This window comes from Pseudomonas sp. C8002 (assembly GCF_013385765.1).
Classification (GTDB): domain Bacteria; phylum Pseudomonadota; class Gammaproteobacteria; order Pseudomonadales; family Pseudomonadaceae; genus Aquipseudomonas.
In genome coordinates this window covers 139,526-161,969 of record NZ_JACAPJ010000008.1, presented here as the reverse complement: position 1 = coordinate 161,969, position 22,444 = coordinate 139,526, and the positions used below count along the sequence as shown (strand labels likewise).

Genomic DNA, 22,444 nt, shown 5'->3' with positions numbered 1-22,444 from the left:
GTTCGATTAAAAAGTAACCTGCGGTTTCACAATGCGGTGAAATCGAAGGATTGGTACTGATCGGAGCCTATGCCGGCAAAACTCAACAGCGCCGGTAACTGTTGGGCGAAGCCCTGGTAACCGTGATCGCCACCGGCCTGGATGCGCAAGGCACAGGCCCGGTAATACTGCTGGGCGAGGCGATAATCCAGTGTTTCATCGCCGGTCTGCAACCACACCTGATAACGCTGGGCGTCCTGGGGCGCCGGCACTTCCAGCTCGGCCAGGGCCGCGACGTGGTCGTGGGTCAGCTCCCAGGTCTCATCGGTGTAGAGGTTCTTCTGGGTGCCCAGGTAACCGTCGAACATCCGATGAGGGCTGACTGCCGGGTTGACCAGCAAGGCGTTGAGGCCATGGCGTTCGGCAAGATGGGTTGCATAGTAGCCGCCGAGTGAGCTGCCTACCAGCAGTGGCCTTCCGAGGTCACGGATAGCCGCCTCCAACTGGGGGATCGCCTGGCGGGGGTGGTGATGCAGGGCCGGCACGCGCAGCTGGTCGGCCAGACCGAGGCTGTCCATCACGGTGATCAACTGGCTCGCCTTGTTGGAGGCTGGTGCGCTGTTGAAACCGTGGATATACAAGATCGATGCGGACATTCCGGGTCCTCTGTGGGTCTGCCAAAGAGGCGCAGTTTACAGGGAAATCTCAGTAGCCGTTGCTACCGTAATCCACCTGAAACGCGAAGCCCTGCACCCGCTCCACACCGGTTTCCAACCGCCCGTCGGCATGCAACCGCAGCCAGCGATACCCGGGTGCCTGCTCACTCACGCTGAAATCCTCACTCCCGGGAGCGAACTGAATACAGGTAGAAGGCGAAGCCAACAAACGCACCCCATTGCGCTCCCGGTCAATTTCCTGATGCACATGCCCCCAAAGCACCGCCCGCACCTGCGGAAACCGATCCAGCACCGCAAACAACGCCTCAGGATTGCGCAAACCGATGGGCTCCATCCAAGCGCACCCAATCGACACCGGATGATGGTGAAAACACACCAGATGATGCCGAGTCGGCGCCTCACTCAACGATTGCGCCAACAGTTGCAGTTGCTGGTCCTGCAAATACCCCGGCACCGAGCCCGGCACCGCCGAGTCCAGCAGGGTAATCCGCCAGTTACCCACATCCACCACCGGTTCCAGCAACGCACTGTTGATCGCCGCTTGCAGCATCACCTGCGGCTCATCGTGATTCCCCGGGATCCAGCGCGCCGGCGCCTGAATCTGCCGCGTCATGTCACGAAACGCCTGATACGACTCCAGCGTACCGTCCTGGGACAAATCCCCGGTGGCCAGCACCAGATCAATCTGCGGCTGCTGCACCAACACCGTGTCGATCACCCGTTGCAGGCTCTCGCGGGTATTCATGCCCAGCAGGCCGCCGTCCGCCTCGGCAAACAGGTGACTGTCGGACAACTGCACCAGCAACGCCGAAGCGTCAGGGTTCATGGCGGATACGCTCGGCAAGGCGTTCTCCCAGGGCGTGATCACAGGAATGGACATTTGAGGCGATTATGCTGGGGCAGGACACAAAGAGGAAACCCGTGAAGCGGACGCAGTTCACATCTATCGAACGACTTCGAACTCGTGGCCCAGGGCCAGGCAGTGACTCAACCATTCACCGAGGAACACATTGAGCTGTGCTTTCTCATCGGGTTGGTGCATGAACACGTTGGGGTAAGGATAGATGCTGCGAAAGCGTCGTGCATGTTCGGCGCTGATCACTTCGGCCATGCGTGCGTCGTGGTACACCTGCACTTCCAGCTGCGGCACCGGCAGCCACGGCAGGCTGTGCTCCTGACGCACCCGCAAAGTGGTGGTGTACGGGCAGTTCACGATCACTTCCAGGGTCAGCACGCCGAGCATCTGGTCGCCGTGGGTCACGGCAATGCGCCGCGCCTCGGGGGTGTGGCGCATGTCCGGCAGCAGCCGCATCAGCCGTGCATAGTTGGCCTCGCAGGCTGCTTGCAGCCCGATCAGGTCAACCCGATATCGCTCCCGTGCCTTTACTGCCATAACCCCCTCACTTCCGCGCGATTAAGCGCAAGCCATTGCAGGGCAATAATGCTCGCTGCGTTGGAAATTTTACCGTCACGTACCGCCTGCAGGGCGTCTTCAAAGGCCCAGACAGTGACGCGGATATCTTCGGCTTCCTCTTCCAGTCCATGGACGCCACCGGCCCCGGCGCTTTCGCAACGGCCCAGGAACAAGTGGACAAATTCGGTGCTGCCACCCGGCGACGGAAAGTACTTGGTGATCGGCCAGAGTGCGGAGAAGGTAAGGCCAGCTTCCTCCTCGGCTTCGCGGTGTGCAACCTCCTCCGGTTGCTCATCCTTGTCGATCAGGCCAGCGACCATTTCGATCAGCCACGGGTTGTCGGTACGGCCCATGGCGCCGACGCGAAACTGCTCGATCAGCACCACTTCATCGCGCTGCGGGTCGTAGGGCAGTACACACACGGCGTCATGACGCACAAAGACTTCGCGATTGAGCTCACGGCTCATGCCGCCATCAAACTTCTCGTGCCGCAGTTTCAGCCGATCCAGTTTGTAGAAGCCCTTGTAGGCATTGTCGCGCTGAACAATCTCGACCTTGCTCGGCGTCGATTTCGCTGTGTCCGTCATATCAACCCTCGTTTATTGCCTTGCGGTATCGAGGCGGCCTCGACATCGCGCCATCCTAACGCGCTCGCGCCCCTTGATGCAGCCCCTTTCCGGTTGCCGGGATAGACGGCGGGCGTCAAACTCACTCTAATCAGCTTAGTGGCGAACTGACTGCCTTGTCGGGAGTCGAAGCTCCACATTTTCACCTTTCCTCGATTTATGAAGGACACACATGTCGCTTTTAAAAATCGCCTCCGTGGCCTGTATCGCCTTGACCCTGGGTGCTTGCCAGAGCCTGTTCCAGCCGAGCTACCTGAAGCCGCTGGACACCACCGCCGACGCCTCCGAGCAGATCAAACCCGGCTGCAGCAGTCCGGATTGCCCGCTGGTAAACATCGACACCGTGCACTTCCCGTCCGAGCCGCAACTGGACCAGATCATCGAACAGCGCCTGCTGCAGATGGCCCGCACTTCACCTGGCCAGGCCATGCCCGCCACCCTGAACGCCTACCGCGACAAGTTCTTGCGTGAGTCCCCGGACCGCAACAGCATGTACTTGCAGGCCAAGGTACGTGAGCAGCATGACGGACTGGTGATCATCGAAGTGTCCAGCTACCTGGACACCGGCACCGCCCACGGCGAGCCGGGCCGCGGCTTCATCAACTATTCACGCCTGCTGCACAAAGAGCTGAGCCTGACCGACATGCTGTTGCCGGGCCAGGAAGATGCATTCTGGAAGACCGCGAAAGTCGCCCACAACAACTGGCTGATCAACTCGCAGATGGACCGTGACCCGGAGTTCGTGAAGAACTGGCCGTTCCAGAAAACCCCGAATGTGGCGCTGACCAGCAATGGCGTGGTGCTCAAGTACAACGTGACCACCATCGCGCCGTACGCATTGGGGCTGATCGAAATGACCATCCCCTATGCGCGCCTCACCGGCGTGATCAAGCCTGAGCTGGTGCCCGCACGCCACTGAAGGCCCGGCCCAGGATAAAGTGCAACAGCCCTGCCAGCACCAGCGCCGGCAGGGTCGCGCCGACATCCGGGTACAGATTCGCCAACAGGTGATAGGTGCTGATCCCTCCAAGCCACGCCAGCAGTGCCGGCCAGCGCAGGTTGGCGGCAACACCATGGCCACGACGGCGCAGGATGAAGTGATCCACCAGCACCACGCCGAACAGCGGCGCGAACACCGAGCCGATCAGCAGCAGGAAGTTCTGGTACTGCGCCAACGGTGCAAAGCAGGCGATCAGCGTGCAGATAACGCCAATGGCCAATGCCAGGTGCTCGACTTTCAAGCGCAACAGAATCCCGCTGGACACCGCCGCCGAGTGAATATCGGCGAACGCGTTTTCTGATTCATCCAACAGGATCAGCAGCAGAGGAATCCCCAGGCCGGCTCCGGCCAATGCCAGCAGCAACGCATTCACTTCACCGCTCGGCGCAAACGCCAGGGTGTAGGCCACGCCAAGGCTCATCAGCCAGAAGTTACCGATGAAGAAACCCAGTGCCGTGCCGCCGAACACGTTTTTCGCGCGTTTGCCGAAACGTGAGTAGTCGGCAATCAGTGGCAGCCAGGACAGCGGCATGGCAATCGCGATATCGAAGCCAACGGCAAACGGCATCGAACCGTCACCAGCCTGGGCCCAGAGAGTGGCCAGGTCGGCCTTGGCAAACAGGTTCCAGGTCAGCCACAGGCAGGCGGCCAGCAGCAGCCAGATGCCCCACTTGCGCAGGATCTGCCGCACGAAGGTCAGCGGACCGCTGACGGCAAGCAAGGTCGCGAGGGCGCCGAATACCAGGGTCCAGAACAATGGGCTGGTCAGCAGGCTGCCTTCGCTGAACGCGCGGGCGCCCAACAGGCTGGCGGCGTCGCGCATCACGATGATTTCGAATGAGCCCCAGCCGATCAGCTGCAGCAGGTTCAGCAGCGCCGGCAGGCTTGCGCCTTTGGTGCCGAGGCTGAGTTTCAGGGCGGCCATGGATGACAGGCCGGTATCGCTGCCGATCACGCCGACGGCGGCCAGCAACAGCACACCGACCAACGTGCCGAGGAAAATTGCCAGTAAGGAACCGGAGAGGCCCAGGCCCGGCGCCAACAGTGCACCGGTTTGCAGGACCATCAGGCCGATGCCCAGGGAGAACCACAGGGAAAAGAGATCGCGGGCGCCGAAGACGCGTTTGTCCAAGGGGACTGCGATGTCTGGGGAATAGGTGCTGGGTTGAATGCTCAAGGGTGCTATCTCAGAGGGACACTATTATTTGAATCAGCAAAGTCCCCTGTGGCGAGGGAGCTTGCTCCCGCTGGGCGGCGAAGCCGCCCCAAAACCTGCAACCGATGAGTGTCAGTCAAGACACCGATCCAGATTCCGGGAGCGCTGCGCACTCCAGCGGGAGCAAGCTCCCTCGCCACAGGTTCTGATTCAGACCTTTTTGTACAGCTGGCTACCTTCCTGCTTGAACCGCTCCGCCTGCTCCGCCAGTCCCTTGGCCACGTCCACATCCACCGCTTCAATGCGCTGGTTGGCCGCGTACTCACGCACTTCCTGGGTGATCTTCATCGAGCAGAATTTCGGCCCGCACATCGAGCAGAAATGCGCGACCTTGGCCGAGTCCTTCGGCAAGGTTTCATCGTGGTAAGAACGCGCCGTGTCCGGGTCCAGGCCCAGGTTGAACTGGTCCTCCCAACGGAATTCAAAGCGCGCCTTGCTCAACGCGTTGTCACGAATCTGCGCCCCCGGATGCCCCTTGGCCAAGTCCGCCGCATGGGCCGCGATCTTGTAGGTGATGATCCCGGTCTTCACATCGTCCTTGTTCGGCAGGCCCAAATGCTCCTTCGGCGTGACGTAGCAGAGCATCGCGCAACCGAACCAGCCGATCATCGCCGCCCCGATGCCCGAGGTGATGTGGTCATAACCCGGGGCGATGTCGGTGGTCAGCGGACCGAGGGTGTAGAACGGCGCTTCGTCGCAGCACTCCAGCTGCTTGTCCATGTTCTCCTTGATCAACTGCATCGGCACGTGGCCCGGGCCTTCGATCATGGTTTGCACGTCGTGCTTCCAGGCAATCTTGGTCAACTCGCCGAGGGTTTCCAGCTCGCCGAATTGCGCGGCGTCGTTGGCGTCGGCAATCGAGCCCGGGCGCAGGCCGTCTCCCAGGGAGAAGCTGACGTCGTAGGCCTTCATGATTTCGCAGATTTCGTCGAAATGGGTGTAGGTGAAGTTCTCTTTGTGGTGCGCCAGGCACCACTTGGCCATGATCGAACCACCACGGGACACGATGCCGGTGACGCGCTTGGCGGTCAGCGGTACATAGCGCAGCAATACGCCGGCGTGGATGGTGAAGTAGTCGACGCCCTGCTCGGCCTGTTCGATCAGGGTGTCGCGGAACAGCTCCCAGGTCAGGTCTTCAGCGGCGCCGCCGACTTTTTCCAGGGCCTGGTAGATTGGCACGGTACCGATCGGCACCGGCGAGTTGCGGATGATCCACTCGCGGGTTTCATGGATGTGCTTGCCGGTGGACAGGTCCATCACCGTGTCCGACCCCCAGCGAATGCCCCACGTCAGTTTCGCCACTTCTTCTTCGATGGACGAACCCAGGGCGCTGTTGCCGATGTTGCCGTTGATCTTCACCAGGAAGTTACGGCCGATGATCATCGGTTCCAGTTCGGTGTGGTTGATGTTGGCCGGGATGATCGCGCGGCCACGGGCGATTTCTTCGCGGACAAATTCCGGGGTGATGATTTTCGGCACGCTGGCGCCGAAGCTGTGGCCGGCGTGTTGCTGGTCCAGCAGGCCGGCGGCGCGGGCCTCTTCCAGCTTCATGTTTTCGCGGATGGCGACGTATTCCATCTCGGCGGTGATGATGCCTTTGCGGGCGTAGTGCATCTGGGTGACGTTGGCCCCGGCCTTGGCACGGCGCGGGTTTTTCACGTGGGCAAAACGCAGCGCGGTCAGCTCGGCATCGCTCAGGCGCTGTTGGCCGAAGTGCGAGCTCAAGCCCGACAGGCGCTCAGTGTCGCCGCGGGATTCGATCCACGGCGAGCGCACATCGCCCAGGCCTTTGCGCACGTCGATGATCACGTTCGGGTCGGTGTAGGGGCCTGAGGTGTCGTAGACCACTACGGGCGCATTGATTTCGCCGCCGAAGTCGGTGGGGGTCACGTCGAGACTGACTTCGCGCATCGGCACGCGGATATCCGGACGGGTGCCCTGAACGTAGATTTTTTGCGAGCGGGTAAACGGCTGCACGGAACCGGAGTCGACCTTGGCCGATTCACTCAAGTGCACGGTGTTTTTTGATTTTTGGCTTTTTAATTCGATGCTCATCACGGGCTCTCCAACTATCCAGGCGGTGGATTTTTGTCGGAGTGAACCTGTGACGGATGGACGCACTGTGACAGTGCTGTGCTTGGCGCACGGGCTGTTCGATTGTCGAACAACATCCCGGACGAAGCACAAGAGGACTCGCCGGGTGACGAGAAATCTTGTTCCCTACGCAGGCGCTAACCTGATCAGGTTCAACGGGATCCGGTATTTACCGATCTCAGCCTTCCAACAAGGCACCCCGACAAGAACGCGGCCAGTCTAGACCATGGAGCAGGCAAATTGCCAACGGCGGTGCATTCATCGTGATGAATGGCGTAATTACAGGATTGTTGTGCCGTGATAGCGCCACTACACTCGGTGACTGCCTGAGGTCTTGACGCCAGGAATGGGCCGCCTTAGCCTTGGGCTCCAAATTATCGCTGTAATATTTATTCTAGGGATCGCCTCATGCTGCGCAAACTTTCACTGGCTCTTGCCGTGTCTTGTGCGACCAACGGACTGGTCTGGGCAGCTGAAGCGCCCCTGACGACCAAAACCGACCTGGTCAGCGTCTACCAGGAAGCGGTGGACAACAACGCCGACCTGGCCGCCGCCAGAGCCCAATACGGCGCGCAGAAAGAAGTGGTGCCCCAGGCCCGCGCCGGGTTGCTGCCGAACCTGTCGGCCGGTGCCGACATCAATAATGTGCGCACCCAGCTGGACCAGCCCGCCGCCACGGTCAACCGCGACGCCCATTCCTGGCGCGCGACCTTGAGCCAGCCGCTGTTCCGCGCTGATCGCTGGTTCCAGCTGCAAGCCGCTGAAGCCGTCAACGAGCAGGCCGCGCTGCAACTCTCGGCCACCGAACAGAACCTGATCCTGCAAAGCGCCGAAAACTACTTTGCCGTGCTGCGGGCCCAGGACAACCTGGCGTCCACCAAGGCCGAAGAAGCCGCGTTCAAGCGCCAGCTGGACCAGTCCAACGAACGCTTTGACGTCGGCCTGTCGGACAAGACCGACGTGCTGCAATCCCAGGCCAGCTACGACACCGCACGGGCCAACCGCATCCTGGCCCAGCGTCAGGTGGACGACGCCTTCGAAGCGCTGATCACCCTGACCAACCGCCAGTACAACTCGATCCAGGGCATCGTCCACACGCTGCCGGTGCTGCCGCCGGCGCCGAACGACGCCAAGGCCTGGGTCGAAACCGCCGGCCGCCAGAACCTGAACCTGCTGGCCAGCAACTATGCCGTCACCGCCGCCGAAGAAACCCTCAAGCAACGCAAGGCCGGCCACGCGCCGACGCTGGATGCCGTGGCGCAATATGAAAAAGGTGACAACGACGCCCTGGGCTTCAGCAACCCGAGCGCCTTTGGCCAGCCGTATCACGGTGACGTTTCGCAACGCACCGTAGGCTTGCAGTTGAGCATCCCGCTGTACAGCGGCGGCCTGACCAGCTCGCAAGTGCGCGAATCCTATTCCCGCCTGGGGCAGACCGAGCAGCAGCGCGAAGGCCTGCGTCGCCAGGTGGTGGAAAACACCCGCAACCTGCACCGCGCGGTGAACACCGATGTGGAGCAGGTACAGGCGCGCCGCCAGTCGATCATCTCCAACCAGAGCGCGGTGGAAGCCACGGAAATCGGTTACCAGGTGGGCACGCGCAATATCGTCGATGTGCTGGACGCCCAGCGCCAGCTGTACACCTCGGTGCGCAACTACAACAACAGCCGCTACGACTACATCCTCGACAACCTGCGCTTGAAGCAGGCGGCGGGCACGTTGAACCCGGGGGACTTGCAGGATCTGGCGCGTTACCTGAAGGCCGACTACAACCCGGACAAGGACTTCCTGCCGCCGGACCTGGCCAAGGCCGCCGCGGCGCAGCTGAAGGCTAACCCGGGTTACTAAGACCGCCCGTTAACCCAATGTGGGAGCGGGCTTGCTCGCGAAAGCGGTGTATCAGTCGACTTATTCGCTGACTGACACTGCGCATTCGCGAGCAAGCCCGCTCCCACATTTGATTTGTGTTGTTAGACGTTAAGCAGTCTGCCCAACCCGTCCAGCAAACGCTTCAACGCCCCCTGATTGGCGCGCATCACCGCCAGCCCCGCCTGCCCCATCTTCTGCGCGTCCTGCGGCAGTTCGAACAAACGCTGCACCGCCACCGCCAAACCCTCGGCATCGTCCACTTCCTGCAACGCGCCGGCGTCGCGCATCATTGCGCTGATTTCCAGGAAGTTGAACACGTGGGGCCCGCAGATCACCGGCTTGGCCAAGGCCGCCGGCTCCAACGGGTTATGCCCGCCCGTGGCAACCAGGCTACCGCCGACAAAAGCGCTGTCGGCCAGGGCATACAGAAACAGCAACTCGCCCATGGTGTCGCCCAGCAACACCGAGGTTTGCGCCGTCACCGCCTCGCCGCTGGAGCGACGCACCGTGGCGAAACCCTGCTGCTGGCACAGCTCGAACATCGGGTTGAAGCGCTCCTGATGGCGCGGCACCAGGATCAGCAACGCATTGGGATAACTGGCAAGCAACTGGCGATGGGCGGCGAGCACCACTTCGTCTTCGCCTTCGTGGGTGCTGGCGGCGATCCACACCGGGCGTTCACTGGCGTGCCACTGTTCACGCAACGCGGCGGCGAGCGCCAGCAGTTGCGGGTCGATGGCCAGGTCGAACTTGATCGAGCCGGTGACTTCGACAGTCTCGGGCCGTGCACCCAGGCTGCGAAAACGCTCGGCCTCGGTTTCGGTCTGGACGGCGAACAGGCTCATTTCCGCCAGCATCGGCGCGGTCAGCCTGGCGAAACGCCCGTAGCCCTTGGCCGAGCGAGCCGACAGCCGCGCGTTGGCCAATGCCACGGGAATCCCGCGTTTGGCGCACTGGTGAATATGGTTGGGCCACAGTTCGGTCTCCATGATCACCGCCAGTTTCGGCTGCACGCGATCGAGAAAACGCTTGGCCGCACAGGGCAAATCGTACGGCAGGTAGCAGTGCTGGATGCGCGGCTCGTTGGCGAACAACGCCTGGATGCGCTCGGAACCGGTGGGCGTCATGCAGGTGACGGTGATCGGCAGCTGTGGATAACGTTCCAGTAGCCCGCGAATCATCGGCGCAGCGGCGATGCTTTCGCCCACCGACACCGCATGCACCCAAATCCCGCCGGGTTGCATCACCGGCAAGCCCCAGGAGAAGCGTTCTCCCACGCGCTTCGCGTAAGCAGGCGCTTTGCGGGCTCGCAGCCACAGACGTAAAGCTACCAACGGCAGCGCCAGGTAAAACAGACAGCTGTAGAGAGTTCTATTCATGGCGGCGGAGTTTATCGGCTTTTTCAGTCGATCGCCTGCAAGCACTCGGCAAAACGTTCGGCGAGGAAACGCGCGGCCGGGCCGAGGGGCTCGTCGCGGCGCCAGACCAGCTCCACCACCAGCGCCGGCGGGGTCCATTCGCTGTTCAGTTCGACCATCTGGTTCTGATAGGCCGGATACTGCACCACATGCCGCGGCAACCAGGCCCAACCCAGGCCGCGCGCAAGCCATTCGGCCAGCACGTAGAAACTGTCAGCCCGCCACACTTGCGGGCTGGCGGCCTCGCTGCCGGGATACACGCTGGTCTGGGTCGCCATCAGCAATTGGCGAAACTGCGCCAGGCGCTGGCAATCCACGAACTGTTCCTTGGCCATGGGATGCCCGATACCGCACACGGTCACCATCTCCACACTGCCCAGCACGCGGCGCTCCAACGCTTCGGGGATCTGATCGTGATAGAACAGCAGGCCCAGATCCGCCTTGCGCTCCACCAGCTTGCGCGCGACATCGCCTTGGGCGGCGCTGGACAACTGCACTTCCAGGCTGGGAAATTTTCCCGCCAGCGCTTCGAGGCTATCGAGCACCGGCTGATAGAGCATGGCTTCATCCTGGGCCAGGCGCAGGCGCGCCTCTTCACCGCGCATCAATGACAAGGCACGGCCATTCAGGCGCTCGCACTGGCGCAAGACTTCCCGCGCCTCCTCGAGCAGTGCCGTGCCCGCCTCGGTCAAGCGGGGCTGGCGGCCGCTGCTGCGATCAAACAGGGATACGCCCAGGTCCGCCTCCAACAGGGCAATCCCATTGCTGACTGCCGATTGTGCCCGACGCTGGTCCCGCGCCACCGCCGAAAATGAACGCTGCTCGGCGACGCTGACAAACAGGCGCATTTGCTCAAGACTCCACTGCACGCTCATGGCTCAACCCATCTTCAATTCGGATAGGTAATGACTTTACCGCATCTGACAAGTCTCTAAAATGCCAACCTTATCAAGCGACCCTGTACCGAGGATTTACCCCATGAACGCCGCCTACTATTACCTGGCCATTGCCATCTGCTCGGAAGTGATCGCCACCGTTTCCATGAAAGCGATCAAGGGTTTCAGCACGCCAATCCCGTTGTTGCTGGTGATCGTCGGCTACGGCGTGGCCTTCTGGATGCTCACGCTGGTGGTGCGCACCGTGCCGGTGGGTGTCGCGTATGCAGTGTGGGCCGGGATGGGCATCGTGATGGTCAGCATCGCCGCGCTGTTTATCTACGGGCAGAAACTGGATATCCCGGCGATGCTGGGCATGGGCCTGATTGTGCTGGGCGTGGTGGTGATTCAGTTGTTCTCGAAAACGGCCGGGCACTGAGCGTTCACGTGAGATTCAATTGAGGCCGAAACTCGCAGCCTCGTTCCACTCGACAGCTCCTGCGGTGCGTCTGTCATCAGGGAGCGTTGGGGCGAAGATTCACTTCATGAGCCTGTATACTGCGCAGCCTGTCTTGAACACTGAGGTCGCTGCATGCCATCCGTTATTTCCACCGACGTTCTGATTGTCGGCGCCGGGGTTGCCGGCCTCTGGCTCAATGCGCGCCTGCGCCGCCAGGGCTTTTCCACGGTATTGGTGGAAAGCGCCACCCTCGGTGGCGGGCAAAGCGTGAAGTCCCAGGGGATCATCCACGGCGGCGCCAAATATGCACTGCACGGCGCCCTGACCGGTGCCTCCGAAGCCATCGCCGACATGCCCCGCCGCTGGCGCGAAGCCCTGGCGGGCAACGGTGAACTGGATCTCTCCGGTGTGCGCCTGCTGTCCGAAGCCCACTACTTGTGGTCGCCGGGCACCATCGCCGGCAACCTCACCAGTTTCTTCGCGAGCAAGGCCGTGCGTGGCCGCGTGGATCAAGTGAAGGGCGATGACCTGCCACCGGCCCTGCAAGATCGCCGCTTCAAGGGCAAGGTCTATCGCCTGGCCGAACTGGTGATCGACGTCCCAAGCCTTATCGAACGCCTGGCGCAATTGGCCGGTGACGGCTTGCTCGCGGGCAAACAGATCGAACCCTTGCTGGAACAAGGCACACTGGTCGGCCTGAAGGTCGATGGCCGTGAGATCCGCGCCCAGCGTATCGTCATCAGCGCCGGCGGCGGCACCGCTGACCTTCTCGGCGCCCTGGGCCTGAGCCAGCCCGCCATGCAACGCCGACCTCTGCACATGATCATCGCCAAGGGCCCCGGCCTGAAGCCGCTGTACGCCCACTGCCTGGGGGGCGGAACCAAGCCGCGCATCACCGTGACCACGCATCCCGCCGCCGACGGCAATTGGGTGTGGTACCTGGGCGGCGATATCGCCGAAGCCGAAGGTGTGGCCCGTACCCCGGAGCAACAGATCGCCACCGCCCAAAAAGAGCTGGGGCAGTTGCTGCCCTGGATCGACATGAGCCAGACCCAATGGGCCACCTTGCGCGTCGACCGCGCCGAACCATTGCAGTCAGGCCTGACCCGCCCGGACAACGCGTTCCTCGCCGAACAGGATCGCCTGTTGGTGGGCTGGCCGACCAAGCTGGCATTGGCACCGGATTTCGCCGATCGAGTGATCAACGCACTGGAACGTGACGGCATCAAGCCCGGAACTACCGAAAAACTGCCCGAGCTGCCGAAACCCGCCATCGCCCAACCTGCCTGGGAGCAACTGCTGCCATGACCCTGCCGACTCTGCACGACCTCCACCGCCCGCTGGGCAGCACCGGCCTGCTGGTCTCGCCGCTGGGCCTGGGCACCGTCAAGCTGGGCCGCGACCAAGGCGTGAAATACCCCAGTGGCTTCCAGATTCCCGATGACGATGCGGCGCGGATGCTGTTACGCCAGGCCCGGCAATTGGGCATCAACCTGATCGACACTGCGCCCGCCTATGGCCGCAGCGAAGAACGCCTGGGCCCGCTATTGCGCGGCCAGCGCCAGGAATGGGTAATTGTCAGCAAGGTGGGCGAAGAATTTGCCGAAGGCGTATCCCATCACGACTTCAGCGCAGCCCACACCCGGCTTTCGGTGGAGCGCAGCCTGAAACGACTGGAAACGGATTTTATCGACCTGGTGCTGGTGCACTCCGACGGCAACGACCTGCATATTCTCAATGATTGCGAGGTTTACCAGACCCTGGAAGACCTCAAGCGCGAGGGCAAGATCCGTGGTTTCGGCTTCTCCGGCAAAACCGTCGAGGGCGGTGTAAAGGCTCTGGAACAAGGTGATTGCGCCATGGTCACCTACAATTTGAACGAACAGGCCGAGAAAGCCGTCATTGATTATGCCGCCGCACACGGCAAGGGCATCCTGGTGAAAAAGGCACTAGCCAGTGGCCATGTCTGCCTGGAATCCGGAATGGATCCAATTCACGCCAGTTTCATGCTGTTGTTTGCGCAAACTGGCGTTGCCAGTGCTATTGTCGGGACCATTAATCCGCTGCACCTCGCCCACAACGTGGCGACCGCTGCCAAGGTCATTCGCCAACTCTGATGCCGCCGACGCGGCCGACCCCGACGCAAGAAGGAGCCGACATGCCGCGAACGCTCATAAGAAAGAACCCCAGCAACTTCAAGACACTGCCGCTGCACGTCGAAGCAACCCCCGAAGGCTTGAGCTACCAGAGCGTCGGCATGCCGCTCAACTTCGCCCAGACCCTGCAACGGCGCAAGCCGGTGGAGGTGAAAGACACCGAGCGTTTCGTGCTGGAGCTGGCCAACCTTGGGGTCTCGGTGCGCCTGACGCTGCACTGGCAGAACCGCGATTACTGGGTGCTGGTGCGCCAGCGCCGACAAGACCGTGGCGACGTCGTGCTCAAGCTGATCTCCGGCTATGTGCCCGCCCACGAACTGAACCTGCCACTGCACACCGCCATCCAGGAAATCGCCGAGGAATGCCTGCTGGAAACCCCGGAAGGCTGGCTGGGCGGTCGTTTCAATGACACCTGGCTGCCGGCGCCCTACTCGTCGGCCCTGCACTACCGCGAAGCGTTGCCGTTCCGCCTCTCACCGCTGTCCGGGGCCGCGCGCCCGGTGCGCTGCGCCACCATGCAATTGATTGAACGACCACGCGCCTACGTGCACCTGCCCACGGCTTCGTTGCAGTTGATTTATGACTTGCGCCTGGAAGTGCCCAAGGAGGCGAAGTCCCTGAGCCTGTTTCATGTGGACGAGCGCCTGGAGGGCGACCAATTGGTGGCCCGCCTGGACCGCCAGCGCCCGGACCTGTACCTGATGCCGCTGAAGGACGGGCAGCCGTGTGCGGAGCTGTATACCTTGAAGAAGGATCAGCTGTATCCGGCGAGTACGCGAGGGTTGTATCTGGCTGAAAGCTTTGCCCAGCAGGAAGGCTGGATCGTGCGGGATGAGCGGATCCGCTGGAAGGACTGGCTGCGCCAGCAAGGGCTGAGTGCACCGGAGAAAGAATCGAAATTGAAGCGCTTGACGGGTAAGGCGCGGCAGATCTTGCGCAAGATCGTGCCGAAGAAAAAAGCCAACCCGTAACCGGACATCAGGTCGCGGCGGCCAAATGTGGGAGCGGGCTTGTGTGGGAGCGGGCTTGCTCGCGAAGGCGGTGTGTCAGTCACCGCATCTGCCAGCTGATCCACCGCTTTCGCGAGCAAGCCCGCTCCCACACGAGCCCGCTCCCACCATCAGTTATTGCGGATCTTCTCGACAATCGCCGTGGTCGAGCTGTTTTCCACCAACCCCAGCACTTTGACCTTGCCACCGTAGGCACTGACGATATCGGCACCCACCACCTGGTCGACGGAATAATCACCGCCCTTGACCAGCACGTCCGGCTTGACCTGGGCCAGCAGGTTTTCCGGGGTCGCCTCGGCAAAGCTGATCACCCAGTCCACCGCACCCAAACCTGCCAGCACCGCCATGCGACGGTCGACACTGTTGATCGGCCGGCCTGGCCCCTTGAGGCGGCTGACCGACGCATCATCGTTGACTGCCACGATCAAGCGATCGCCCTGGGCCCGCGCCTGCTCCAGGTAGGTCACGTGACCGGCGTGGAGGATGTCGAAGCAACCGTTGGTGAAGACAATGCTCTCGTTATGGGCACGGGCATCGTCAATCGCCAGCAACAGTTGCTCAAGGCTCAACACGCCGCGCTCCGAGCCTTCGGATCGCTGGATGGCGCGGCGCAGCTCAGGGGCACTGATGGCCGCCGTACCGAGCTTGCCGACCACGATACCTGCTGCCAGGTTGGCCAGGGCCACCGCATGGGGAAGTTCCTCGCCCGCCGCAATTGCCGCGGCCAGGGTGGAAATCACGGTATCACCGGCACCGGTCACGTCGAACACTTCACGGGCCCGCGCCGGCAGGTGCATGGCCGGGTGATCAGGACGCAGCAAGGTCATGCCGTGTTCGCCACGGGTCACCAGCAAGGCACCCAGGTCGAGGTCGGCCATGAGTTGGGCGCCCTTGGTCACCAGCTCGTGCTCATCGACGCAACCGCCGACGATGGTTTCAAATTCGCTGAGGTTCGGCGTGATCAGGCTGGCGCCCCGATAAATCGAGAAGTCCTTGCCCTTGGGATCTGCCAGCACCGGAATGCCCCGGGCCTTGGCGGCCTGGATCAGTACCTGATGGTTTTTCAAGGCGCCTTTCCCGTAGTCGGACAGCACCAGCACCTTGATGCCTTCGAGCATCTCGTCGACCTGGGCGCTGAGCACCAGGGCGTCGGTGGCGAAGGGTTCTTCAAAATCGATACGCAGCAATTGCTGGTGCCGGCTCATCACCCGCAGCTTGACGATGGTCGGCTGGTGGGGAATGCGCTGGAACAGCGCACGCACACCCGCACCCTTCAGGCTGTTGGCCAGGCTGTCGGCAGCCTCGTCGTCGCCGGTCACACCCACGAGGGATGCCGGGGCGCCGAGGGCGGCAATATTGAGGGCAACGTTGGCAGCGCCACCTGGACGGTCTTCGATTTGCTCGACCTTGACTACCGGTACCGGTGCCTCAGGGGAAATCCGTGAGGTACCGCCATGCCAGTAACGGTCGAGCATGACATCGCCGACCACCAAGACAGGGGCTTGATCGAATCGCGGCATGGACAACTTCATGGAGCAACCCACATACAAAATGAACAGGGGCGCGATATTACCACAGGGTTGTCAAAGGCTTGTGCAATGTAGGAGCCGGCTTGCCGGCGATGCGGCCACCGCGGTTTTTCAGTGCAACCGCGGTGGCCATCGCCGACAAGCCGGCTCCTGCAGATCAGGTGATGTCGGCCGGGATCGGCGCGTCCAGGCCCATGGCATGCAGTCGGGCGTAGTAACCGTTTTGCGCCAGCAATTCGCCGTGGGTACCGCGCTCGACTATCCGGCCATCGTCCATCACCAGGATCAGGTCGGCTTTCTCGATGGTCGACAGGCGGTGAGCGATCACCAGGGTCGTGCGGCCTTGCATGACCTTGTCCAGGGCGGCCTGGATATGGCGCTCCGATTCGGTGTCCAGCGCCGAGGTGGCCTCGTCGAGGATCAGCAATGGCGCGTTCTTGAGCAAGGCCCGGGCGATTGCCAGGCGCTGGCGCTGGCCGCCGGACAGCAGCACGCCGTTTTCGCCGACCTGGGTGTCGAAGCCCTTGGGCAACTGGTCGATGAAGTCCTTGGCATAGGCATCGGCCGCTGCCGCCTCGACATCGGCCCGCGGTGCGCCGGCCAGGTCACCGTAGGCGATGTTGTTGGTCACCGTGTCGCTGAACAGGGTCACGTGCTGGGTCACCTGGGCGATGTGCCGACGCAGGTTGAGCAGGCGATAGTCTTCGATTTCCACGCCGTCGAGCAGGATCTCACCGCTCTCATGGTGGTAGAAACGCGGGATCAGGCTGGCCAGTGTCGACTTGCCGCTACCCGAACGCCCCACCAGGGCAACCATCTGCCCGGGCTCTGCGGTAAAGGTGATGTCCTTGAGCACATGGCGCTCGGTGCCCGGGTAGGTGAAGTTCAGGTTGCGCACTTCCAGGCGGCCGCTGACCTTGTCGCGCTCGATGGTGCCGCGATCGATTTCCACGTCTTCGTCCAACTGCTCGAAAATACTTTCGGCACCGGCCACGCCTTTCTGGATGGTCGAGCTGACTTCGGACAGCTGGCGGATTGGCTTGGGCAACAGGCCGGCCAACGTGATGTAGGCGACCATGTCACCCGCCGACGCATCACCGCGAAGGTACAGGACCAGGAACATCAACACTGCCATGGCGCTGTAGATCACCAGTTGCAGCGCCGGCGTATAGATCGCGCCGGTGCGGGTCATGCGCAGTTGCTTGTTGGTGTTGCTCAGGCTGGCCTTGAGGAAGCGCTTCTGCTCATACACCTCACCGCCGAAGCTGCGCACCACGCGGTAGCCCTGGATGGTTTCCGAGGCAACGTGGGTCACATCGCCCATCGCAACCTGGATCTTCTTGCTCTGCTTGCGGAATTTCTTGCTTGCGGTGCTGACCATCACGGCAATCAACGGCAGGATGGCGATCATCACCAGGGTCAGCCGCCAGTTCATGAACAGCAGCGAGGCGAACAGGAAGATCACCGTCATGCCTTCGCGAATCACCACCTTGATGGCATCGGTCGCAGCACCGGTGACCATGGTCACGTTGAAGGTGATGCGGGAGATCAGGTGCCCGGAGTTGTGATTGTCGAAATAGCGGTTCGGCAGGGTCAGCAGGTTGTTGAACAACTGCACCCGCAGGTCGTGGACCAGGCCCAGGGAAACCTTGGCCAGCAGGTAGTTGCCCAGGAACGAACCGAGGCCCTGCCACGCGGCGATCAGGATGATCAGCAACGGCACGGCCTGCAGCAGTTGCAGGTCACGCAGGAAAGGCACCGTGGGGAACAACACCGCTTCAGGGTTGGACAGGCCATCGACAAAGTACTTGAGGATGTAGCCCAGCATCGGCTGGGTCGAAGCGAAAATCAGAAAGCCGACGATACTCAGCGCGAACAAGCCGGCATAGGGCTTAACGTAGCTGAGCAGGCGGAAGTATATTTTCAAGCTCGAAGGGCTTGCGCTCGGACTGGAGTCGGTCATATCACGCGGCGGTTTTGAAAAAGGAGGCTGACTTTAGCACAGCTTCTCTGTTGTACTTGCACGCGGCACAACCGCAGCCCCGTTGGATCCAACGGACGACATTATATAGCCACTACTTTAGTATGGTCGGCTTTCTTTATTCTGGAACGGCTTTTCTGTATGCACTCCAAGCGCCTTACCTATGGCTCAAATCGCGTTTTCGACTTCCTCTGTTTGTGGATTCTGCCCATCGGCTTGTTGTTGCTCCTGAGTTCGCTGTTCTTCGTCACCAATCGAAACGTGCTGCACAGGTTCTACTACCTGCTGTTCGCAGCGCCGACACTGTTGCTGCTGTGCCTGCGCCCGACGGAATTCAAGCAGGTATTGCGCGAGCCGCTGGCGATTGCCTTCCTGGTTTTCTCGGGCTGGGCGCTCACCAGCCTGCTCTGGAGCCCTGAGGCCACGACAGACTCCGACCTGTTCAAGCGGCCACCGAATACCTTCACGTTGTTTGTCGGCTTAGGACTGTTGCTGCATTACCGCAGCGAACTGTTCAAGCCGATCTTCTTCTGTGCCGCGCTGATTGCGCTGATATCGAGCGCCTGCAGCCTGGTGGCTTTTGCTCCCCACCTATCGGATGGCTCGCGAATGATCGGCGGGCGTGGCGCTCTTGATAATCCGCTGCTGAGCTCTCACGTATTCGGATTCTTCTGCATTTACTGGCTGTACGTATGCATGACCACCAAGCGTGCGCACGTACTCTGGTTCAGCGTTCCGGCACTGGCAATCATGGGCGCTGCAGTGATGGCCACCGGCTCGAGAACGCCGCTGGTTGCCCTGCTCCTTGCCGTGCTCTGGCTAAGTTTCATCACTCGCAATCGGCGCTCGGCCCTGCTGATCGCCTGTATGGCGCTGGGGGCCGCGGCGCTGCTGCTGCTCTATCCCGAACTGATCACCAATCGTGGCAGCTCGTCCCGCTTCGAACTCTGGAGCATGTCGCTTGAGCGTATTGCCGAACACCCCTGGATCGGCCACAGCTACGACTCAGAGTTGTACCTGACACTCGCCGACGGCAATCAACTGCGCGAACCCCACAGCTTTGCCCTCGGCGTGCTCTATTACGTCGGCATCATCGGCTTCATCCCGTGGATATTCATGCTCGGCTGGGGCCTGTACAAAAGCCTCAAGGAACGTGCGCAGCCATTGTTCATCCTGGCCTCCTCCCTGCTGGCCTATGGCATCGGTGCCGGCCTGACCGAAGGCGGCGGCATTCTCTCGCGACCAAAAGAGCACTGGTTCCTGCTGTGGATCCCGCTGGCACTGATCGCCGGCCTGAGCATCGCCCAGCGTCGCCGCAGCCTGCTGCGCATGCCGGTTCAACGCCTGAAATCGCAAGACTTCGAACAGCTGTGCGCCAACGCCCACGTGATCGAAGCCGATGGCCTGGGGCCCAAGGTCCTGCGCCTGGAGGATGGCAGCTTCCTCAAGCTGTTCCGCCCTCGTCGCTGGTACACCTCAGGCAGCTTCAATCCCTATTCAGAGCGCTTTGCCAGCAACAGCGAGCAACTGCGTGCATTGGGGATTCCATCACCGGTCATCCTCAATCTCTATCAGTTAAAGGATGCGAGCAGCGCCGTACGTTATCAGCCGCTGCCCGGCCTGACCCTGCGCCAGGCCCTTCAAAGCCTGGACAGCAGCCTGCGGGAATCGCTGATCGAACGTTTCGGCCGGTTCATGGCCCAGCTCCACGAGCGCGGCGTGTACTTCCGCTCCCTGCACCTGGGCAACGTACTTTTGATGGATGATGGCGAGTTCGGCCTGATTGACGTGGCAGACATGCGCATCTACCCATCGCCGCTGCGTAACGCCCTGCGCCAGCGCAACCTGCGGCACATGCAGCGTTATCCCCAGGACCGCAACTGGTTGTTCGAAACCCACTTTGAACAACTCGCCGCTGGCTACGCTTCGGCTGCATCGCCAAGCGCCACGGCGAAGATCCGTGACCAGGTGTCCAGGCTCAATCGTCCGGTTGCGCAGGTAGCGAACCCGGCCAAGTGATGGCTTGAAGCGCCGGGGTTGCAGGCCTCGGGCCATTGCGGTGAACGCAATGGCCCGGCCGAAGCCCTATGAGCTGCGCTGCGGCGCCAGGTACAGCCGCACCAACCCACGCAAGGTCTTGCGACCCCAGAACTTCAACGGAATCTGCTTGAGGATCTCCCGCGCCAGTGGGCGGTCACGGTCGGCGGTCTTGAGGAACATCGAGTTCAGGAAGTTGTAGCGAACCTGATCGTAGGCTGGATGATCGCTGAACAACCCGTAGGTCTTGAGGATGTTCTGGATCATGTAGCGGTGATTCTTGTAGGTGTTGGTCGCGTGCTGGCGATAGCGCGCCATCACCACGTTCAACACGTCGATGGTGTACCCGGCGTGGGTGATCTTCAATTCGATCAGCAAGTCTTCCAGCGGAATCAGCGGATCGAACCCTCCGACCTCTTCCAGCGCCTGCCGACGGATCATCAGCGTCGGTGCCGGCGGAAAGGGCTTGCGATCGAGGAACAGGTCATCGAAATCCAGGCTGCGAAACGGCAAGTCGCGGCGCTGCTTCTTCTCCGGGTATGGCTTGCCGTCCCCATCAATCAACTCGATATTGCCGGCGCAAATACCCACCTTCGGCTTGCCTTCCATGTAGGCAACCTGGGTGGCGATGCGCTCGGGCAGCATGATGTCATCGGAGCCGAATGGCGCGATCAGGCTGCCTTTGGTGCGAGCGATGGCACCGTTCAGGGTATTGGTCAGGCCCTGGTTCTGCTGCACTTGGAAATCAAACCCGTGTTCGGCCTGCAAGCGCTGGATGCGCTCCACGCTGTCATCCCTGGAGCCATCGTCTACCACCAGCAACTCGATGTTGGGGTAGGTCTGGCCGAGCACACTGAGAATGCTCTGCTCGATGTACGGCCCGTGGTTGTAGGAGGCGATGATCACAGTGACCAGGGGTTGCTGCAGACTCATGCTTTACCTACTTCACGCAGACCGGTTTCGATCAGGTTCAAATACTTGTGCCGGAACTCGTCCAAGGTGTGGTTTTCTTCCAGGTAGCGGAACACTTGCTCACCCTTGGCACGCAGCTCTTCGTCGCTCAGCGCCAGGTAAGTGTCCAGTGCTGCCGCCAACTGCTCGACATTGCCCGGATCATGGGAGAGGCCGCCGGCACCTTGCACCAACGGCAGCATCGCCGGGCCATTGGAGGCGATGACCGGCAGATGGCCGCTCATGCCTTCCAGCAGCGCCAGGCCCAGGCCTTCGAACAACGACGGCATGGTCCAGATGTCGAAACCGCGCACATACTTCATGCCATCTTCGCGAAAGCCCAGCAGGTGCGCACGGCCGGTCAGGCCCAGGCGCTCGATATCGGCGCGCAGGTCTGCTTCGGCGCGGCCGGAGCCGATGATCCCCACCTGGGCCTCAGGGTATTTGTCCTTGAGGGTGGCGAACGCTTGCAACAAATGGGTGTGACCCTTGATCGGCACCAGGCGGCCCAGGGCGCCAATCATCCGTGCATCCAGCGGCAGGTCCAGGGCCTTGCGCGCTTCATCCCGTGGCAACTGCAAGGCTTCGGCCTGGGGGATGTCGATGGCATTGGTGACAAAGGTGGTGTTTTCGCGGGTGAACCCGCAGTTGAGGTCCACCAGGTAATCCCTGACCGCTGCCGACACCCCGACGAATCGCCACGCCGGGCTGACCCACTTCTGCGTCTGGCGCCGACGGTAGCCCCGGGCGTACTCGCCAAAACCGTGGGAGATGCCGATGCACAGGGGGATCTTCAACCAGCGGTTGAGCGACAGCATCATGTTCACCGACTTGAAGCGGTTACAGATGACCACGTCGAATTTCTGCTCGCGGCAATATTTGTAGATCTGCCACATCGCGCCGAAACGAATGCCCTTGAGGGACTTTTCCGGCAACTCGAAATAATGGGAGTGCTCAGCCACGCTCAGGGGCTGGCCGGGCAGCGGGCGGCCGCTGAGGAACCCGGATGTGACCTCGAAACGTTCAGCCGGCAAGGCCTTGACGATCTGCTCGCCGAGGTCGGCGAAGTCGTGGGTCTTGACGTTGTAGTCCGGCTGTAACTGCAAAACCTTGAAACGAGGTTTCATAACTCTCCATGCTGCAATCTGGCTG

Annotated in this window: 19 protein-coding genes and 1 riboswitch; of the genes, 7 read left to right on the top strand and 12 right to left on the bottom strand. The window is 61.6% G+C overall.

The genetic code is table 11. The annotated features are described in order from the left end of the window. Positions 1 to 26: 26 nt before the first annotated feature. From HX814_RS14495 to HX814_RS14480, 4 genes are all read right to left on the bottom strand, one after another. Positions 27 to 635 carry a YqiA/YcfP family alpha/beta fold hydrolase gene (locus HX814_RS14495; RefSeq protein WP_003209516.1) on the bottom strand — a complete coding sequence of 203 codons (609 nt, stop codon included), beginning with the start codon at positions 633 to 635 and terminating at the stop codon, positions 27 to 29. Positions 636 to 684: 49 nt separating this feature from the next. Further along, positions 685 to 1,500 (bottom strand): 3',5'-cyclic-AMP phosphodiesterase, encoded by an 816-nt coding sequence (gene cpdA, locus HX814_RS14490; protein ID WP_008439120.1) that lies wholly within the window; start codon positions 1,498 to 1,500, stop codon positions 685 to 687. Between the two features lie 99 nt (positions 1,501 to 1,599). After that, complete coding sequence (locus HX814_RS14485) at positions 1,600 to 2,049, bottom strand: DUF1249 domain-containing protein (protein WP_003209507.1); 450 nt, start codon at positions 2,047 to 2,049, stop codon at positions 1,600 to 1,602. Then, complete coding sequence (locus HX814_RS14480) at positions 2,040 to 2,657, bottom strand: NUDIX domain-containing protein (protein WP_003209505.1); 618 nt, start codon at positions 2,655 to 2,657, stop codon at positions 2,040 to 2,042. The genes HX814_RS14485 and HX814_RS14480 overlap by 10 nt, the downstream gene beginning before the upstream one ends. A 211-nt stretch (positions 2,658 to 2,868) precedes the next feature. Here HX814_RS14480 and HX814_RS14475 point away from each other — a divergent pair, with 211 nt between their 5' ends. After that, a complete protein-coding gene (locus HX814_RS14475; RefSeq protein WP_003209503.1) occupies positions 2,869 to 3,615 on the top strand; it encodes an RsiV family protein in 747 nt (248 codons plus the stop codon). On the opposite strand, the gene cytX is transcribed toward HX814_RS14475, so the two are convergent. Beyond that, positions 3,584 to 4,873, bottom strand: coding sequence for a putative hydroxymethylpyrimidine transporter CytX (cytX, locus tag HX814_RS14470; RefSeq protein ID WP_177008312.1), 1,290 nt, complete (start codon positions 4,871 to 4,873; stop codon positions 3,584 to 3,586). The genes HX814_RS14475 and cytX overlap by 32 nt on opposite strands. A 189-nt stretch (positions 4,874 to 5,062) precedes the next feature. Beyond that, entirely contained in the window at positions 5,063 to 6,967 is a 1,905-nt protein-coding gene (gene thiC / locus HX814_RS14465) for a phosphomethylpyrimidine synthase ThiC (RefSeq protein WP_008439122.1), read from the bottom strand. Positions 6,968 to 7,112: 145 nt separating this feature from the next. Continuing rightward, positions 7,113 to 7,218, bottom strand: a riboswitch (TPP riboswitch). Positions 7,219 to 7,414: 196 nt separating this feature from the next. Here thiC and HX814_RS14460 point away from each other — a divergent pair. Continuing rightward, entirely contained in the window at positions 7,415 to 8,854 is a 1,440-nt protein-coding gene (locus HX814_RS14460) for a TolC family outer membrane protein (protein WP_102604279.1), read from the top strand. Positions 8,855 to 8,976: 122 nt separating this feature from the next. On the opposite strand, the gene waaA is transcribed toward HX814_RS14460, so the two are convergent. Then, positions 8,977 to 10,254 (bottom strand): lipid IV(A) 3-deoxy-D-manno-octulosonic acid transferase, encoded by a 1,278-nt coding sequence (gene waaA / locus HX814_RS14455; RefSeq protein ID WP_102367970.1) that lies wholly within the window; start codon positions 10,252 to 10,254, stop codon positions 8,977 to 8,979. Between the two features lie 23 nt (positions 10,255 to 10,277). After that, complete coding sequence (locus HX814_RS14450; protein ID WP_008439125.1) at positions 10,278 to 11,168, bottom strand: LysR family transcriptional regulator; 891 nt, start codon at positions 11,166 to 11,168, stop codon at positions 10,278 to 10,280. 103 nt (positions 11,169 to 11,271) lie between these two features. Here HX814_RS14450 and HX814_RS14445 point away from each other — a divergent pair, with 103 nt between their 5' ends. From HX814_RS14445 to HX814_RS14430, 4 genes are all read left to right on the top strand, one after another. Beyond that, positions 11,272 to 11,607 (top strand): multidrug efflux SMR transporter, encoded by a 336-nt coding sequence (locus tag HX814_RS14445; protein WP_003209492.1) that lies wholly within the window; start codon positions 11,272 to 11,274, stop codon positions 11,605 to 11,607. Between the two features lie 153 nt (positions 11,608 to 11,760). Continuing rightward, entirely contained in the window at positions 11,761 to 12,936 is a 1,176-nt protein-coding gene (locus HX814_RS14440) for an FAD-binding oxidoreductase (protein WP_003209491.1), read from the top strand. After that, complete coding sequence (locus HX814_RS14435; RefSeq protein ID WP_177008311.1) at positions 12,933 to 13,745, top strand: aldo/keto reductase; 813 nt, start codon at positions 12,933 to 12,935, stop codon at positions 13,743 to 13,745. Before HX814_RS14440 ends, HX814_RS14435 begins: the two co-directional genes overlap by 4 nt. 41 nt (positions 13,746 to 13,786) lie before the next feature. After that, positions 13,787 to 14,755 carry a hypothetical protein gene (locus HX814_RS14430; RefSeq protein WP_003209488.1) on the top strand — a complete coding sequence of 323 codons (969 nt, stop codon included), beginning with the start codon at positions 13,787 to 13,789 and terminating at the stop codon, positions 14,753 to 14,755. A 149-nt stretch (positions 14,756 to 14,904) separates the two neighbouring features. Here the strand turns inward: HX814_RS14430 and hldE are convergent, their stop codons facing one another. Next, positions 14,905 to 16,326: a bifunctional D-glycero-beta-D-manno-heptose-7-phosphate kinase/D-glycero-beta-D-manno-heptose 1-phosphate adenylyltransferase HldE gene (gene hldE / locus HX814_RS14425; RefSeq protein ID WP_003209486.1), complete on the bottom strand. Its 1,422-nt coding sequence runs from the start codon at positions 16,324 to 16,326 to the stop codon at positions 14,905 to 14,907. Positions 16,327 to 16,480: 154 nt separating this feature from the next. Further along, on the bottom strand, positions 16,481 to 18,286 hold the full coding sequence (gene msbA / locus HX814_RS14420; protein ID WP_003209481.1) for a lipid A export permease/ATP-binding protein MsbA: 1,806 nt from the start codon (positions 18,284 to 18,286) through the stop codon (positions 16,481 to 16,483). Positions 18,287 to 18,445: 159 nt separating this feature from the next. Here msbA and HX814_RS14415 point away from each other — a divergent pair, with 159 nt between their 5' ends. Next, the gene (locus HX814_RS14415) at positions 18,446 to 20,323 is read left to right on the top strand and encodes an O-antigen ligase family protein (RefSeq protein ID WP_008439137.1); all 1,878 of its coding nucleotides are present in this window, start codon (positions 18,446 to 18,448) and stop codon (positions 20,321 to 20,323) included. 66 nt (positions 20,324 to 20,389) lie between these two features. On the opposite strand, the gene HX814_RS14410 is transcribed toward HX814_RS14415, so the two are convergent. Together HX814_RS14410 and HX814_RS14405 are read right to left on the bottom strand one after the other, a co-directional pair. Beyond that, positions 20,390 to 21,274: a glycosyltransferase gene (locus HX814_RS14410; RefSeq protein ID WP_177008310.1), complete on the bottom strand. Its 885-nt coding sequence runs from the start codon at positions 21,272 to 21,274 to the stop codon at positions 20,390 to 20,392. Then, on the bottom strand, positions 21,271 to 22,419 hold the full coding sequence (locus tag HX814_RS14405) for a glycosyltransferase family 4 protein (protein WP_177008309.1): 1,149 nt from the start codon (positions 22,417 to 22,419) through the stop codon (positions 21,271 to 21,273). Before HX814_RS14405 ends, HX814_RS14410 begins: the two co-directional genes overlap by 4 nt. Positions 22,420 to 22,444: the final 25 nt, after the last annotated feature.